At 61.8% G+C, this 14,826-nt stretch carries 10 protein-coding genes; 5 read left to right on the forward strand and 5 right to left on the reverse strand.

Going from position 1 to position 14,826, the window contains the following annotated elements; all coding sequences use genetic code 11:
- Window positions 1-182: 182 nt before the first annotated feature.
- From WCA85_RS15300 to WCA85_RS15310, 3 genes are all read right to left on the reverse strand, one after another.
- Entirely contained in the window at window positions 183-1,436 is a 1,254-nt protein-coding gene (locus WCA85_RS15300) for an ABC transporter substrate-binding protein (RefSeq protein ID WP_424065225.1), read from the reverse strand.
- 100 nt (window positions 1,437-1,536) lie between these two features.
- A complete protein-coding gene (locus WCA85_RS15305) occupies window positions 1,537-3,522 on the reverse strand; it encodes a beta-galactosidase (RefSeq protein WP_424065227.1) in 1,986 nt (661 codons plus the stop codon).
- Window positions 3,523-3,533: 11 nt separating this feature from the next.
- Window positions 3,534-4,709, reverse strand: coding sequence for an ABC transporter ATP-binding protein (locus WCA85_RS15310; protein WP_424065229.1), 1,176 nt, complete (start codon window positions 4,707-4,709; stop codon window positions 3,534-3,536).
- Window positions 4,710-4,904: 195 nt separating this feature from the next.
- Between WCA85_RS15310 and WCA85_RS15315 the strand changes: the two genes are divergently transcribed.
- Window positions 4,905-5,942 (forward strand): LacI family DNA-binding transcriptional regulator, encoded by a 1,038-nt coding sequence (locus WCA85_RS15315; protein WP_424065230.1) that lies wholly within the window; start codon window positions 4,905-4,907, stop codon window positions 5,940-5,942.
- Window positions 5,943-6,006: 64 nt separating this feature from the next.
- Here the strand turns inward: WCA85_RS15315 and WCA85_RS15320 are convergent, their stop codons facing one another.
- The gene (locus WCA85_RS15320; RefSeq protein WP_424065232.1) at window positions 6,007-8,334 is read right to left on the reverse strand and encodes an EAL domain-containing protein; all 2,328 of its coding nucleotides are present in this window, start codon (window positions 8,332-8,334) and stop codon (window positions 6,007-6,009) included.
- Window positions 8,335-8,468: 134 nt separating this feature from the next.
- Window positions 8,469-9,617 carry a GGDEF domain-containing protein gene (locus tag WCA85_RS15325; protein WP_424065234.1) on the reverse strand — a complete coding sequence of 383 codons (1,149 nt, stop codon included), beginning with the start codon at window positions 9,615-9,617 and terminating at the stop codon, window positions 8,469-8,471.
- 612 nt (window positions 9,618-10,229) lie between these two features.
- Between WCA85_RS15325 and bcsD the strand changes: the two genes are divergently transcribed.
- From bcsD to bcsA, 4 genes are all read left to right on the forward strand, one after another.
- Window positions 10,230-10,685: a cellulose biosynthesis protein BcsD gene (bcsD, locus tag WCA85_RS15330; protein ID WP_424065236.1), complete on the forward strand. Its 456-nt coding sequence runs from the start codon at window positions 10,230-10,232 to the stop codon at window positions 10,683-10,685.
- A gap of 93 nt (window positions 10,686-10,778) precedes the next feature.
- Complete coding sequence (bcsP, locus tag WCA85_RS15335) at window positions 10,779-11,654, forward strand: cellulose biosynthesis protein BcsP (RefSeq protein WP_424065238.1); 876 nt, start codon at window positions 10,779-10,781, stop codon at window positions 11,652-11,654.
- Window positions 11,651-12,439 (forward strand): cellulose biosynthesis protein BcsQ, encoded by a 789-nt coding sequence (gene bcsQ, locus WCA85_RS15340; RefSeq protein ID WP_424065240.1) that lies wholly within the window; start codon window positions 11,651-11,653, stop codon window positions 12,437-12,439. Before bcsP ends, bcsQ begins: the two co-directional genes overlap by 4 nt.
- A complete protein-coding gene (gene bcsA, locus WCA85_RS15345; RefSeq protein ID WP_424065242.1) occupies window positions 12,436-14,649 on the forward strand; it encodes a UDP-forming cellulose synthase catalytic subunit in 2,214 nt (737 codons plus the stop codon). The genes bcsQ and bcsA overlap by 4 nt, the downstream gene beginning before the upstream one ends.
- The last annotated feature ends 177 nt before the right edge of the window (window positions 14,650-14,826 follow it).

Below are 14,826 nucleotides of genomic sequence, written 5' to 3' on the forward strand. Positions count from 1 at the left end.
GGCTTGCGCGTCGCCGCTGGACGCGCCCGGCCCGGCATCACCGCGAATGGATTGACGAGTAACCGAATGGGCCATGGCGAGTCTCCTGAATGATGCTGATCGGGCCTGACCACCCCTCGCTCACGCAAGGGCGAACCAGGGCAAGCGAGGCGGCCTTGCGCCGCGCTCGCCGCCCGCTACGCTTACTTCTTGTAGATGCGCTTGCGCGTCTGCTCGAGTTGGGCCAGCACCTCATCGAGCTTCGACGGGTCGGACACGAACTGCTGCATGCCCTTCATCCCTTCGTCGGCCATTTCCTTGGTCATGTCACGATCGTAGAACTGCGCGATACCGCCCTTCGTGTTGGCCAGAATCTGGAAGCCAATCTTCGAAATCGGATCTTCCGGTTCCGGCGATTTGCTGTTAGCCGACAACGATCCGAGCCCCTTGGCGAGTTGTCCGCCAATTTCCGGCGTCTCCACGAAGGCGAGGAACGTGTGGGCGTCAGCCTTGTTCTTCGCTTTCGACGGGATATGCAGCGATTCGACCGGGCCATCTTCGGCAGTCGGCACCTTCGCGTCGATAATCGGGAACTGGAAGTAGCCCATCTCCGGCTTCACGGTCGCCGGGAAGCCTTCGCTGATGAAGGTGCCCATCAGCATCATCGCCGCCTTGCCCTGGAACAGGAACGGCTGTGCCGCATCCAGATCGTAGGAGAGCGAATTGTCGATGAAATAGCCGTCATCGATCAGTTGCTTCCACGTCGTGTACACCTTCTTCACGCGCGGGTCGGTGTACGGCACGTCGCCGGCCATCAGCTTCTGGTGAAAAGCGTTGCCGTTCAGACGCAAGTCAAGATAGTCGAACCAGCCGGCGAGCGTCCACGCATCGCGCCCGCCCACGGCGATCGGCGTGATACCCGCCGCCTTGAGCTTCTTGCAGTCATCGAGAAACTCGTCCCACGTCTTCGGCTCAGCCGTAATGCCAACCTTCTGGAACAGGTCCTTGCGATAAAACATGCCCCACGAGTAATACACCGTCGGTGCCGCATACTGCTTGCCGTTGTAAGACGAGGCTTCCTTGGTCGATGCGTAAGTATTGCTCCAGCCGTTCTTCGACCAGTCGCCGCTCAGATCATCGAACAGGCCACGCTTCGCGTAGTACGCCATACGTTCGCCGTCATGCCACGTCACGAGGTCGGGCGCGACCGTGGTTAGCCAGCCCGGCAGTTGCACCTTGTAGGCTTCCTCATCAATGAACGACACGTTGACATCGATGCCCGGATGGGCCTTCTTGAACTCATCGATAACCTCCTGCCAGACCGCACGCTGACTTGCGCCCTTAAACGCGATGTTGATCGCGAGCGTGCTCGCCTGCGCGGTGCCGGCCATTGAGGCCGCAGCGGTCGCTGCAGTCAGCGCGGCGGCAACCAGAACCTTGCGTAGTTTGAATTTCATGCCTGTCTCCTTGGTTTCTACGTCGTTTTCGATGCTGCTTTCGGGTTTTACCTTGGGTACTGCATTTTCAACTCTGCACTTTCGGTACTGCGAGAGATCGTTACGTGGAGCGATAAACCGCGACGCCTTGTGGTTCGATATCACGCGAGCCGACGATAAAGGCATCGGCGGCGACATCGGCGAGCGTGTGGACCTGCTCGCCATAGTTCAGGACATAGGTCAGGCCGCCGCGCCGGCTCATGCGCACGCCGTCGCCAAGCGGTGTTGTCGTGATGCCGGCTTCGCGGGCGATGGCGGCAAAGAGCCGTGTCGTCAGCGCGTCGTCGAAAATGCTCGCGAAGTAATGGGTAGCGCCACTGCGCACATACGCGGGATGACCGTCAGCAAATCGGGCGCATGTCTGAACGGCGGATGCGTCCGGCCCGCTGGTGTCCAGCAGATCACGCCAGTGCCGTCCAACACCATCATCAAGACTCGCGCTACCGGTCAGCCTGACCGCTTCGGTCACGTTGGGTCGCAGCGATTCGACCCGCCATACGCGCATCGGCAAGATCGACGTAAGCGATCCCGGCGGCAACGCGTCGGGAATCTGCAGATCGACCGTCTTCGAGCCAGTACGGGGTCCAAGTACAACCTGTGCGCCCGACGCGGCGAGGCGCGCCGCAAAATCAGCCGGCACGACCGGCAGCGGCGGCACAACAATCATCTGATAGCCGTCAAGCGGTGCGTCCACCGGCACCACATCCACATCGAGTCCGAGCCCACGCAGCGCTGAGTAATACTCCACCGCGAAACGCGGATAGTGGAAGTCGGCGCCCTGCGGATGAATCTCGAACAGCCACTTCGCCTCATAGTCATAGACGAGCGCCACTTTCGAACGAATGCTTGCGTTAGCATCCCGATCGGCTTCCAGCACAGCGCGAATCTCATCAGCCACTTGTGCTGCTTCGCTGCCACCCAGGTCGAGACGGTTGTCGGGCGTGTTCAGCCCCGCATGCATCTGCTCCTGGGCAAACGGCGCCTGACGCCAACGGAAATACGACACGCAGCCCGCGCCATGCGCGAACGCCTCCCAACTCCACAGCCGCACCATGCCTGGCAGCGGCGCCGGGTTCCAGTGCGCCCAGTTGACCGGCCCCGGCTGCTGCTCCATCACCCAGAACGGCAGCTTCGACATACCGCGATAGACATCATGATTGAACGATGCGAAATCCGGATGACCGGTGCGCAGCCACTTCGCCTTCAACTCGGGCGCGAACCACTGCTCTTCCAGCGCGCCGAGCGGATAGCTGTCCCATGTGGCCACGTCGAGATCGGCTGCGACCTTGTAGTGATCGAACTCGGTGAACAGTTGCATGAAGTTATGCGCGACCGGACGCCCCGGCGAATGCGCGCGAATAATCTCCACCTGCATGCGGTTGTAGCGCGCCACCTCGTCCGAGGCGAAACGACGGTAGTCGAGCCGGTGCGACGGATGCGCTTCGGTGACAGTCGCAACCGGTGCGTCGATCTCGTCGAAGCTGCGATATTCCATACTCCAGAACACCGTGCCCCACGCAAGGTTCAGTGCGTCGATAGTCTGATAACGCGCCTTGAGCCACTCGCGAAACCGCGTGACGGCTGCAGGCGAATAGCTCACCACCGTTTGATGACAACCGTACTCGTTGTCAGTCTGCCAGTAAGCGACTGCCGGATGCTTGCCGTAACGTTTGGCAACCGCCGTACAGATGCGCCGCGACGCCTCGAAGTACGACGGCGACGAAAAATCGTAATGACGGCGCGAGCCGAAAGCCCGCGGCCTGCCGTCGACGCCGACCGGCAGGATGTCCGGATGGCGATCGATCAGCCACTTCGGCGGCGTGGCGGTCGGTGTGCACATCACCACTTGCAGACCCGCAGCACCGAGCACATCGACAGCGCGATCAAGCCAGGCCCACTCATATTCGCCGGGCGACGGTTCCATCCGGCTCCAGGCAAATTCGGCGATCCGCACCTGCTCGATGCCGAGCGCTTTCATGCGGCGGGCATCGTCTTCCCACATCGATTCCGGCCAGTGTTCCGGGTAATAGCAGACTCCTAGGCGCATCCGAGTGTCCTTTATGCGTAGTGTTCGACGTTGTCGAGCGAAGCGACGGCAAAGCCGTCTTCGGTGAACAAATGACAGGCTGAGGCGGGCGCGCGGAAGCTGGCGCTGTCGCCCTGCTTCAGGTGCGTGTCGCCGGGTGCCTTGGCGATCAAAACAGCGCCGTTGGCTTCATCCAGATGCACGTAGCTGTGCTCGCCAAGGTGTTCGATGAGGGAGACGGTGCGCGTGAGAACCGCAACGTTCTGAGTGGAGTCCGACGCGGCCGCAGCCGATGTGTCGCTGTTCTCCAGTTCAAGATGCTCTGGCCGCACGCCAAAAGTGACCGGCTGGCCCACGCTCAACGCGGCGCCGTCCACCTTCACGCGCACGCTCTCGTTGCTGCTGTCGAGCGTGACGCTTACGCCGCTCGTGTCGATCGCCGCCACTTTGCCCGGCAGGAAATTCATGCGCGGCGAGCCGATGAAGCCCGCCACGAAGCGGCTATTGGGCCGGTGATACAACTCAAGCGGCGCGCCAATCTGCGCGATGCTGCCGTACTTTTCCGTATCCTTGCCCGCGTGCAGCAGCACGATCTTGTCGGCAAGCGTCATGGCTTCGATCTGGTCGTGCGTCACATAGACGACGCTCGCCTTGGCGAACTGCTTGTGCAGTCGCGCAATCTCCACGCGAGTCTGGCCGCGCAAGGTCGCATCGAGATTAGAGAGCGGCTCGTCGAACAGAAACACGCCAGGCTCGCGCACGATCGCGCGACCAATCGCCACTCGCTGACGTTGTCCGCCCGAGAGTGCCTTGGGGCGCCGCTCCAGCAGCGCTTCGAGTTGCAGGATGCGCGCGGCCTCCCGCACCTTGCGGTCGATTTCGTCCTTGGGGGTTTTGGCGATCTTCAGGCCGAAGGCCATGTTCTCGTAGACCGTCATGTGGGGAAACAGCGCGTAACTCTGGAACACCATCGCCACACCGCGCTGGGCGGAAGGCACGTCATTGACGAGCTTGCCGCCAATCGAGAGGTCGCCGTCGCTGAGGTCTTCGAGGCCGGCGATCATGCGCAACAAAGTGGATTTGCCGCAGCCGGATGGTCCGAGAAAGACGCAGAACTCGTTCTCGCCGATCTCCAGATCGACGTCGCGAATCACCTGGGCGCCCTCGCCGTACCATTTTTGGACGCCTCTTAAGGAAATGCTCGCCATTTGCCTCGTCTCCGTGATTTAATCGGCTCGAAACCGGAGATTAAGCGCTTAATCAGTACAGCCGAAAAAAAATGATCGCGGGGCGATCAAGCGGCGTACAGCGTCTCCGATATCGTTCTGTCTATGCGTTAAATGGTGCCGCGCCTTCAGTCAGGACGCAAATTTTGAGAAAACGTCCCAAATAGTGAATGAACCATGGCCACACTAAGCGAAGTCGCGCGCCGCGCCGGCTGTACCCCCGCCACCGTTTCGAACGTGCTGCGCAACCGCGGACGGGTCGGCCAGCAGACGCGTCAACGGGTGCTCGATGCAGTCGAGGCGCTCGGCTATCAGCCGCACCTTGCTGCACGGGCGCTTGCCGAAGGCCGCGCGCCGACCATCGCGTTGATGGTATCGAGCATTGCCAATCCGTTCTACCCGGAGTTTGCCCTGGCGGTCGAGCGCGCCGCGCGCAGCAGCGGTCAGTACCTGATCATCTGCAATACGAATGAAGATCCGCTGATGGGGCGGGCCTATCTGGAGCAGATTGCCGGCACGCTCTCCGAGGGCGTCCTGGTGATGAACGCCAATCTGGACTTCGAGGATCTGCACAAGACCGAGGCGCGTGGCGCGCCTGTCGTGCTGTGCATGTGGGAGCGGCCGCATCAACCGCCGGGCCTACCGTGTGTCGCCGTCGACTTTCGGCTGGCGGGCGAACTGGCTGGTCGGCATCTGCTCGAACTGGGACATCGCCACATCGGTTCGATCGTCGGGAGCAAGGTGTCGGGCATCCATGCATCACGTTATGACGGGTTCGTCGACGCAATGCGCGTAGCGGGGTTGGACGCGCCTCCCGAGCGCGTGCTGCATGCGCCGGATACGACCCAGGGCGGCTATCGTGCCACACGGGAACTGCTCGAAAGAGACCCGCAACTCACCGCGATTTTCGCCACCAATGACCTGCCCGCGCTCGGCGCGTTGCACGCGGCTGCTGACCTGGGTCTGGAGGTGCCGGGCGATCTGTCCGTTATCGGCATCACCGATATTCAACTCGCCAAGGAATCGCGCCCAGCGTTGACCACCGTGGCTGTGCCCACGGTCGAAGCGGCCGAGCTGGCGGTGTCCTTGCTGCGTGAGCTGATCGAAGCCTCGCCGCGCGCCCGAAGCGCTAATACTGCTGCGCCGCGTGTCTGCGTGACGTCCCCACCGGAGCTCGTGGTGCGCGCCTCCACCGGCGCGCCGCGTTCGCAATGAACCGGTTCACCGTGAAGGCCATCAATAGCGTTCCGCTCTGCGCAGCTAGCCCCGAGAGCCTTGGCTACTCGCCCGCCGGCCACGGAAGATGTGGCGCCGACCAGTCGAGTTCGGTGCCCACCACCGCGAGCATCTGTGCCGACTGGATCGCCACCGTCACCGCGATACATGGTCGTCCGCTCGCGAGCGATAGATAAGGACTACTGGTCACGGGCACGCCTGGCAGCAACACGGCGTTTCTGAAGTAAGGCCGATGGTCCCAGCGTGCGTCGCGGGGATCTGCAACCGGCTGCAGCGACTCGCCGCCGGGGGCGCCCGCCACACCGGTCACTTCCGCGCCAATCTGGCGCCCCCTGTCATCGAGCATGAAGCAACTGATGCACAACTCCTGCTGCGCCAGGTCGGCGAAGGCATCCTCCATCATGACGCCGTTGCGCAGCGCCTCCGCGGCATCGCGCAAGGCCACCCGGTAAGGCTGAACCTCACTCTCGAAGAGCGCATGCTGCCTCGTCCGGCCCTCTGCGATCACGTCGAACGACTGGTCGATCAGACGGTTGACCGAGTCCGGCGGGGCAATCTGCGCGGACGGACGACCCAGCAGAAAACCCTGCGCAAAATCGACATTCGATTCGACCGCCAGAATCAGTTCCTCAGTGGTCTCGACGCCTTCGACCACCACCAGCATCCCCGCCTGATGCAACAACGAGACGAGCTTCGGCAGGATCGATTGCTGGGTGCCCGGAATCGTCGCGCGAATCAGTTCGCCGTCGAGTTTGACGAAGTCAGGCCGGATACGGAATAGTCGGTCAAGGTTCGACTGGCCGGCGCCAAAGTCGTCCACCGCGATCAGAAAGCCCAACTCCCGATAACGGGCTGCGGCGAGCGACATCTCATCCACACTGCCGCCATGCGATTCGAGGATTTCGAGGACGATCTTCTCCGGCGCGAGCCCGGCCGAACGCGCGAGGGTCGCGAGCTGGTCGGCATAGCCTTGCGCGACGAAGGTGGCCGGCAGGATGTTGAGAAAGAGCCACGACTCACAGGTAATCAGCCGCCGCGCGTTGCGCAGATGCACCGCATGGCTCGCTTGATCGAGCGCGCCTTCGTCGCTAAGCGGACGCGGGGCGAACAGGACGACGGGCGGCACAAGCGTCCCGTCGTCCTGTTCGCCGCGCAGCAGTGCCTCGAAGCCAACCTGTTTCTGATGCGACAAGCTGTAGAGAGGCTGGAAATGCGACGTCAGGTAATACTCGTCCCAGCGTGGCCGAATGTCGCCCGACGAGTCGCCCTCGTTAGCGCCATTTAATAGTTGCAGCGGATCGAACGGCACGGCCCGCTCGGCGCACACACGATTGCGCCCGGAATACTTGGCGCGCAGCAAGGCTTCGTCCGCCCGGTCGAGCAGCGTCATGATGGTTTCGCCGCGCCGGTGCTCGGCCACGCCAAAACTCGCGGTCACGAAACCATCCGGCCGCGCGATGCAGGCAATCGCCGCGCGCAGGCGCTCCGCCAGTTCGATCGCCGCGGCGAGCCCGTCGCGCCGCAGGATCGCGAACTCTTCGCCGCCAATCCGGCTCACGCTGTCACGCGGGCCCACCTGGTCCATCAGGACCTGGGAGACGTCGAAGAGCGCCTGGTCGCCGAGCGCATGGCCGAACTGGTCATTCAGCGATTTGAAGTAGTCGATGTCGACGTAAATCGCGCAGACCCGGGCGTCTTCACTGAGCGCAGCCAGTCGCCGCTCCGCCTGTTCCATGAAAGCGCGGCGGTTTTGCAGCCCGGTGAGCGGATCCGTTGCGGCCAGTCGCGCAAGACGGTCTTCAAGCAGGAAATGGTCACGCCGGAACCAGTAGAAGCCAAAATGGAACACCGCTGCCGTCGGTATGCCGATCAAAACCCACAGCCACGCCACGGCGTTGGCGTCGTGGCCTAGCGGCTGTTTGAACAGAACCGGCATGCTCGTCGCGTAGAAGAGCGCGGTGCCGGCGACGAAATGCCAGGGTGTCAGCCACAAGGGCGCCGCACAGATCGGAATGACCAGCAAGGCCGGTAATAACCACAGCAGTGTCTCCTGGAGCCCGCTGACATTCAGCGCGACGCTGCCGGACAGCACCAGCGTATAGACGACCCCGACTGCGCCGAACAGCCATGTGGTGGATGCCTTGCGAACCGCGGCCACCAGCAGCGCGAGGCACAGCACGCTAGCTAGCCGGTAAGGAAGCGCAATCGCTGGCCCAGCCACGAGGCTGCGCGCCAACACGAACAGCAACGCGGCGATGACTGTAAAAGCCATGGTGACCGTCGACAGCGGACGCTGTTGTTCCAGTGAACGCCGGTGGAAGCGGTGACGCAAAAGGGCATCGGTCATGTGTCGCGTTGAGGTGGAAAGCATATTGATAGAAATCAGGCCAGTTCCGTACGCTCTGCCGCTGTATAACGGCAACTGTCTGACAAATATTTATGCCCGCGATCAAACAAAGTTAGATACGGATCTCCACCTCGGCCACCACTGGCCTTTCAACCCCCTCAGGCCGACACCACTACCCGGTCTCTGCCCGAAGCTTTCGCCGTGTAAAGTGCCGCGTCCACGCGCACCATCAGCGCGGCAAGCCGTTCACCGGGACGATGCTGGTCCGCCCCGACGCTAAAGGTGTAAGCCGACATGCCGGCCTCCTGCGGCATGGTGGTCGACGCTAGCCGTTCACGCAGACGTTCCAGCAAGACGACCGCTTCCGCCACGTCGGTGTGCGGGCACAGCACACCGAATTCCTCGCCACCGAGGCGGCCAAACACATCCCCCGCGCGCAGATTGCGCTGTACCAGCGCCGCAAAGTGCGTCAATACCGAGTCACCGGCGGCGTGACCATACGTGTCGTTAATAAGCTTGAAACGATCGATGTCTATGATGGCGAGCGCGACCGGCCTGCTACTGCGCGCGGCGGCGTCGATTAGGGTCTGTGCCTTGAGCATGAACGCCCGCCGCGACCATGCGCCAGTGAGGTCATCGACATTGGCGAGACGTTCGAGACGTTGCGCGAGGCGATCATGCGCCAGCATCACAATACCCGTGGACATGCAGGGCAACGCGAGAATGCCGATGCCCATGAAAGCGGCGTTGATCGGCGTAGCCTGCATCAGACTGGTCTGGTTCAGTTCGCCGAGACCGTAGATCAGGCCGCGCGCCGCATGACCGAAGCAAAACAGCAGCGCTGCAATGGTGACGAAGTTATAGCTATACGCGGGACGATCGGCCGGACGGCCGCGCAGCACCACCCATGCAATCGATGCGTAGAGGTAGGCATGCAACGCTGAGGCCACTGCGACCCGGGCGTCGAAGTTCGGCGCGAAGAATGTCCAGTAATTGATGCCGAGTAGCACCGCGACCGCGCCGGCATAAGCATCAAACATGCGACGTCTTCGGCCGAGAAACCGCCGGCAGCCCTCGAGCACCAGCAGCAACGAAACGGCAAGCACTTCATTGGCCATCACAATCGACACCAGCGGCGACACGTGCCCCTGGGTGGCGAACAACAGCAGCGAGACGATGGCCAGCGTATTGGCGGCGATCCAGCAACCAAGGCCAGGAATGGCCGCGGGTACCAACGAGCCCAGCACAGCTGTGGCCATCAAACCTGACAGCACGGTAACAACAAGAATACTGACTGGACTAAACATTCGTGGATGAGAGAACTGACGGGAGTCAAACGGAAGCAAACCAGCGGCGAACATGTCGGCGCCCTTTGCCTCGAAAGCGGGCAGCGCATGCGCCAGGCCCTATTTCACACCAGAATGCGCGGCAACGGTTGCGCGATCAACCAAACCGGGAGAAAACGCAGTGGTTATTACGCTGCAGCACGCTTGCTTAAAAAGTATGTCGATGCGTTACTCCGGATCAAAAGTCCGGTCGTACAGTGCCGCAATGATGCAAGCGCACAACAGTCATCCTGCGCCCAAGGAGTTTTGGCGCCGCGCGAGTTTTAAAAATGCGATCCGTCTTACGCCCGGCAATACGCGTTGTGAAGAACAGATCGGAAAAAATTTCATACGGCTACTGCATCTGTTTGCGCGTTACGTTCGTAAGCGCATATAACTCGCAACAGAGCAGTGGTAGCGCAATCTTAATGTCTTCAGTAGACTGCGTATAAAGAGGCGACGGTGAGCTTATATTGAACAGAGCATGTAAAAGTAACCGCCGGGCGCGTGCAACGCGTGCCTAACCTGTGACGCTTTTAGATGTCCGTTTCCCTACACGCGCTTAACTGACAAGCGGTCATCTCCCTGGAAAACATGGTCCCTACTCTCGACTACCTGCTTGACCGTCAGATCTCATCTCAATGGCGCGGCCTGCTCACTGCACTGGCCGAAGAGTTTGCCACACAGATCGGTGAGGACGAACTGAGGCAGTTGATGTATCGCGTCGGCTGCCGCTTCGCTACGGCTCATGCGTTGCCGCCCTGCTCGTCCACGGCGGACCTCGCGAACTCGGTCAATGCATGGTGGAATGAAACGGACTGGGGCTACGTCGAACTCTCCGACGAACCTGAGTATTTGCGCATCGCCCATTCGTGTGCGCCTCTGTATGCATTCGGCTCCGCAGCGCTCGGGTGGACGCCGGCTTTCCTCCAGGGGGTTTACCAGACCTGGCTCAGCGCATTGGGTGCAGATGGGCTTTCAGTTGTACAGGTAAGTGAATTCGACGAAAACGCTATGCTTGAGTTTCGACTTGGACGATATCCCGGCTAGACGCTTTTGCGTCATTCTTCTCTGCGCAGGTAGCGGCAGTCAAAAGAACAGATTACGTAACACCCGAGCAGACATCGACACGACGGCGGCAACATGAGTCCTTCTAGCGACATCGAAACACTCTTCGGCCACTTTGGTGGCAATGCGGGCGACTATCAGGAGATCGGCCGCGAGAACGAAGCGGGCACGGCTCGCACGCGCTGGCCGTTGCTCGTGACACTGGATCTTAAGCAGACACCCATCCCTGCGATCGCGCAACACCGTGAGCGACTGGCACACCACGCAGATAACGCCGAGGCGCAGCACAGCGAGCCGCAAAACGCGGCTGATCCGGCAAGTGTTGCCGACACTGCCGCCTCCGGCATGCAGGCACTGCGCAGCAAGGCGCCGTTGTTTGCGCGGCCGCATCGGCGCAATGTTCCGCCCGTCGCCAATGTGATCAAAGCGGATGCGCCGCGCGGCGGCGATCGCTTCGGCGCAGTGCCGGAAGTGAGCACGCCTGCTGCGGCCTCGATGCAATCTGCTATGCCCGTTGCATCAGTCGCAGCAGTTCCGCCTGTGTTTAGTCGCCCCGCCGCTATTTCGCCTGTTGCGACGCCAACGTTTGCGTCAGGCGCCGTACCACCTGCGGCCTCACGACCGGCGATTGCGCCAACTGGGCCGACCTGGGCCAATCCGCTTGCCGCAGTGGCACAACCTGTTGCGCGACCCGCTACACAAGCGGCCATCCCCGCAATGCCCATCGCAAGAACCCCCGCCCCCGCGGCCACCCAGCCGCCGACCATTCTCGGCAGGCTCTTCGCAGCAGCCGCACCGCAGTCCGCGCCGACCATGCCGTCCCACGCCGGCGAGGCCCGCCCTGCTGAACTGACCTCGGTTTTCGATCGCCTGCGCGGTGCATCCAGCAACACGGCTGCGCCTGTTTCCGCTCCGCACTCGTGGCTGACCAACGGCCCGCGTCGCTCATGAAAGTCATTGCGGTAGTCTCCGCAAAGGGTGGCGTCGGCAAGACCACCCTCGCCGCCAATCTGGCCTCGGTACTCGCCAGTAGTGGCCGGCGTGTGATCGCGCTCGACCTCGACCCGCAAAACGCCTTACGTCTGCACTTCGGTGTGCCGCTTGACAGCATCGACGGTCTGTCGCGCGCCACGTTGAGCGGCGATGCCTGGCGCACCGTGATGTTCGACGGCGTCGATGGCGTCACCGTGTTGCCCTATGGCGCGGTGATCGAAGACGACCGTCGCCGCTTCGAAGCGCACATCGATCACGACCCGCAGTGGCTCCTGCATTCGCTGAACGCGCTGCGGCTCGATGCCTCCGATATCGTGGTCATCGACACCCCGCCGGGCTCATCGGTGTACACACGCAACGCGCTCTGCGCAGCCAATTTCGCGCTCAACGTCGTGCTGGCCGACGCTGCGTCGTACGCCGCGATTCCGCAAATGGAACGCATGATTGAAACGTACGCCGCACCGCGTCCGGACTTCGGCGGTGAAGGCTACGTGGTCAACCAGGTCGATCAGTCGCGCCAGCTCGCCAAGGACGTTCTCAAAGTCCTGCGCCATATGCTCGGCGAGAAGCTGTTTCCTGGCGTCATCCACCAGGACGAAGGCGTCAGCGAATCGCTCGCCTGCGACACCACCCTGATCCACTACGATCCGCTCAGCCAGGCAGCGGCGGACTTTCGCGCCTGCGGCCAATGGCTGCTGTCGCGAGTCGATGCCATCGAGGTCTCGCCCGGGAGCGTCGCATGAGTACGCCGCAAACCAAAGTCTTCGGAGAATCCACCGAGGAACCCTCGCGGTTCCAGCGCTTCGTCGATGCGCGCATGTGGAACAGCAAACTGGTCGTCGTGTGCCTCACGCTGTTCGCGCTGGTGATGCTGTACTTCGTATTCACGGTGCCGCTGGCGTTCGCCGAACAGTTGACGTTTGCTACCTGCTGTTTCATCTGCGCGCTGCTGTTCCGGCGCATGCAGGGCCGCTATGCAACCCTGGTGATGATCATGTTGTCGGTCGTGGCATCGGGCCGTTATATGTATTGGCGCCTGACGACCACGACTTACTGGGAACATCCACTCGACGCCGTGTGGGGTCTGCTGCTGGTCTCAGCCGAGGTGTATTCGACCATCGTGCTGTTGCTCGGCTACTTCCAGACCGCGTGGCCGCTGCAGCGCGAACCCATGCCGTTGCCCGCTTCGCGCGACGAGTGGCCGACCGTCGACGTTTTCATCCCTACGTATAACGAGCCGCTCTCGGTGGTCAAGCCGACCATCTACGCGGCGCTTGCGCTCGACTATCCGCTCGACAAGCTGGCCATCCACGTTCTCGATGATGGCCGCCGCAATGAATTCAAGGCGTTCTGTGAAGAGGTCGGCGTCAACTGGACGATTCGAACGCACAACCGCCACGCGAAGGCCGGCAACATCAACGAAGCGCTGAAGATCACCAAAGGTGAATACCTCGCGATCTTCGACTGCGATCACATCCCTACCCGTTCGTTCTTGCAGGTTGGACTTGGCTGGTTCCTGCGTGACAAGCTGTTGTCGATGCTGCAAACGCCGCACCATTTCTTTTCGGCCGATCCGTTCGAGCGCAATCTCGGCACCTTCCGCAAGGTGCCGAACGAAGGCGAATTGTTCTATGGCCTCGTGCAGGACGGCAACGATCTGTGGAATGCCACCTTCTTTTGCGGCTCGTGCGCGCTGTTGCGCCGTACGATGGTCGAAGAGATTGGTGGCATTGCGGTGGAGACCGTCACCGAAGACGCCCACACTGCGCTGAAGCTGCACCGGCTCGGCTATACCACCGCGTATCTGGCCATCCCGCAGGCGGCGGGGCTCGCGACCGAAAGCCTCTCAGGTCACATTGGCCAACGCATTCGCTGGGCGCGCGGCATGACGCAGATCTTCCGGATCGACAATCCGTTGACGGGCAAAGGCCTGAAGATCGGGCAGCGTTTGTGCTACCTGAACGCGATGATGCACTTCTTCTACGGTATCCCGCGACTGGTCTTCCTCACCGCGCCACTGTCGTTTCTGTTTTTCGGCGCGCACGTGATCGAGGCGGCTGCCAGCACGATCGCCATCTACGCACTGCCGCACATGATGAACGCGAGTATCACTAACTCGCGCATGCAGCGTCTGTTCCGCCATTCCTTCTGGGCCGAGGTGTATGAATCAGTGCTGGCGTCGTACATCACCGCACCGACGCTGCTCGCGCTGATCAACCCGAAGCTCGGCAAATTCAACGTGACCGCCAAGGGCGGGCAGATCGAAAAGAACTATTTCGACTGGGCAATCTCGCGGCCCTATCTGTTCCTGCTGCTGTTGAATCTGCTCGGCTTTATCGCCGGGCTCGTCCATATCTATCTGCACATCCACGTGCGCAGCGAAGTCCAGACCACTGTCCTCAACCTCGCATGGACCGGCTACAACATGCTGATCCTCGGTGCGAGCGTCGCGGCTGCGAGTGAGCGCCGGCAGATCCGCGCGGTGCACCGCGTGGCTATGAAGATGCCGGTGATGTTGAAGTTTTCGACCGGCCGCACGCTCGCTTGCGAGACGATCGACTACTCCGAAGGTGGAGTCGGCGTTGCGCTGCCCGGCAACATTCAGGTGCCGATGCACGAACGCGTGACCGTGTCGCTCTTCCGCGGCGACGAAGAATATGCGTTCCCCGCCACGGTCGGCTTCACGGCGCCGGGCCGGGTCGGCCTGCGTTTCGCGCAACTCACCCGCGAGCAGGAATATGAATTCGTCAAGACGACCTTCGCCCGCGCCGATGCCTGGATGGGCTGGTCCGAAGGCCGTCAGCAGGACACCCCCCTGCGCGGACTCTCACATGTGCTGCTAGTCGGCGCGCGTGGTATTGGCGGTTTGTTCGAACATCTCTACGCAGATTTGCGAACCTGGATGGGCGGCCGCCCAATCGACGTCAAAAAGCTGGACACGAAAAAAGACTGACTTATGGGCAAAGGCATCGCGCGGTTACAGAACAAACACTCGCACAGCGAGCACGGCATGACAGGGTGGACGACGCGCTTGCGTTCCAGCCGGCTCGCCCGTGGAATCGCCTGCTGGCTGACTCTACAGACAGCCATGATGGGGTTGGCGGCGCCGCTCACGGCCATCGCGCAGACG

The sequence above is a fragment of the Paraburkholderia sp. genome (assembly GCF_049581445.1).
In the GTDB taxonomy this organism is placed as follows: Bacteria; Pseudomonadota; Gammaproteobacteria; order Burkholderiales; family Burkholderiaceae; genus Paraburkholderia.

Bases quoted from the DNA above. Each gene is read 5' to 3' on its own strand.
- WCA85_RS15300 (WP_424065225.1), bottom strand. From the start codon at position 1,436: ATGAAATTCAAACTACGCAAGGTTCTGGTTGCCGCCGCGCTGACTGCA.
- WCA85_RS15305 (WP_424065227.1), bottom strand. From the start codon at position 3,522: ATGCGCCTAGGAGTCTGCTATTACCCGGAACACTGGCCGGAATCGATG.
- WCA85_RS15310 (WP_424065229.1), bottom strand. From the start codon at position 4,709: ATGGCGAGCATTTCCTTAAGAGGCGTCCAAAAATGGTACGGCGAGGGC.
- WCA85_RS15315 (WP_424065230.1), top strand. From the start codon at position 4,905: ATGGCCACACTAAGCGAAGTCGCGCGCCGCGCCGGCTGTACCCCCGCC.
- WCA85_RS15320 (WP_424065232.1), bottom strand. From the start codon at position 8,334: ATGCTTTCCACCTCAACGCGACACATGACCGATGCCCTTTTGCGTCAC.
- WCA85_RS15325 (WP_424065234.1), bottom strand. From the start codon at position 9,617: ATGTTTAGTCCAGTCAGTATTCTTGTTGTTACCGTGCTGTCAGGTTTG.
- bcsD (WP_424065236.1), top strand. From the start codon at position 10,230: ATGGTCCCTACTCTCGACTACCTGCTTGACCGTCAGATCTCATCTCAA.
- bcsP (WP_424065238.1), top strand. From the start codon at position 10,779: ATGAGTCCTTCTAGCGACATCGAAACACTCTTCGGCCACTTTGGTGGC.
- bcsQ (WP_424065240.1), top strand. From the start codon at position 11,651: ATGAAAGTCATTGCGGTAGTCTCCGCAAAGGGTGGCGTCGGCAAGACC.
- bcsA (WP_424065242.1), top strand. From the start codon at position 12,436: ATGAGTACGCCGCAAACCAAAGTCTTCGGAGAATCCACCGAGGAACCC.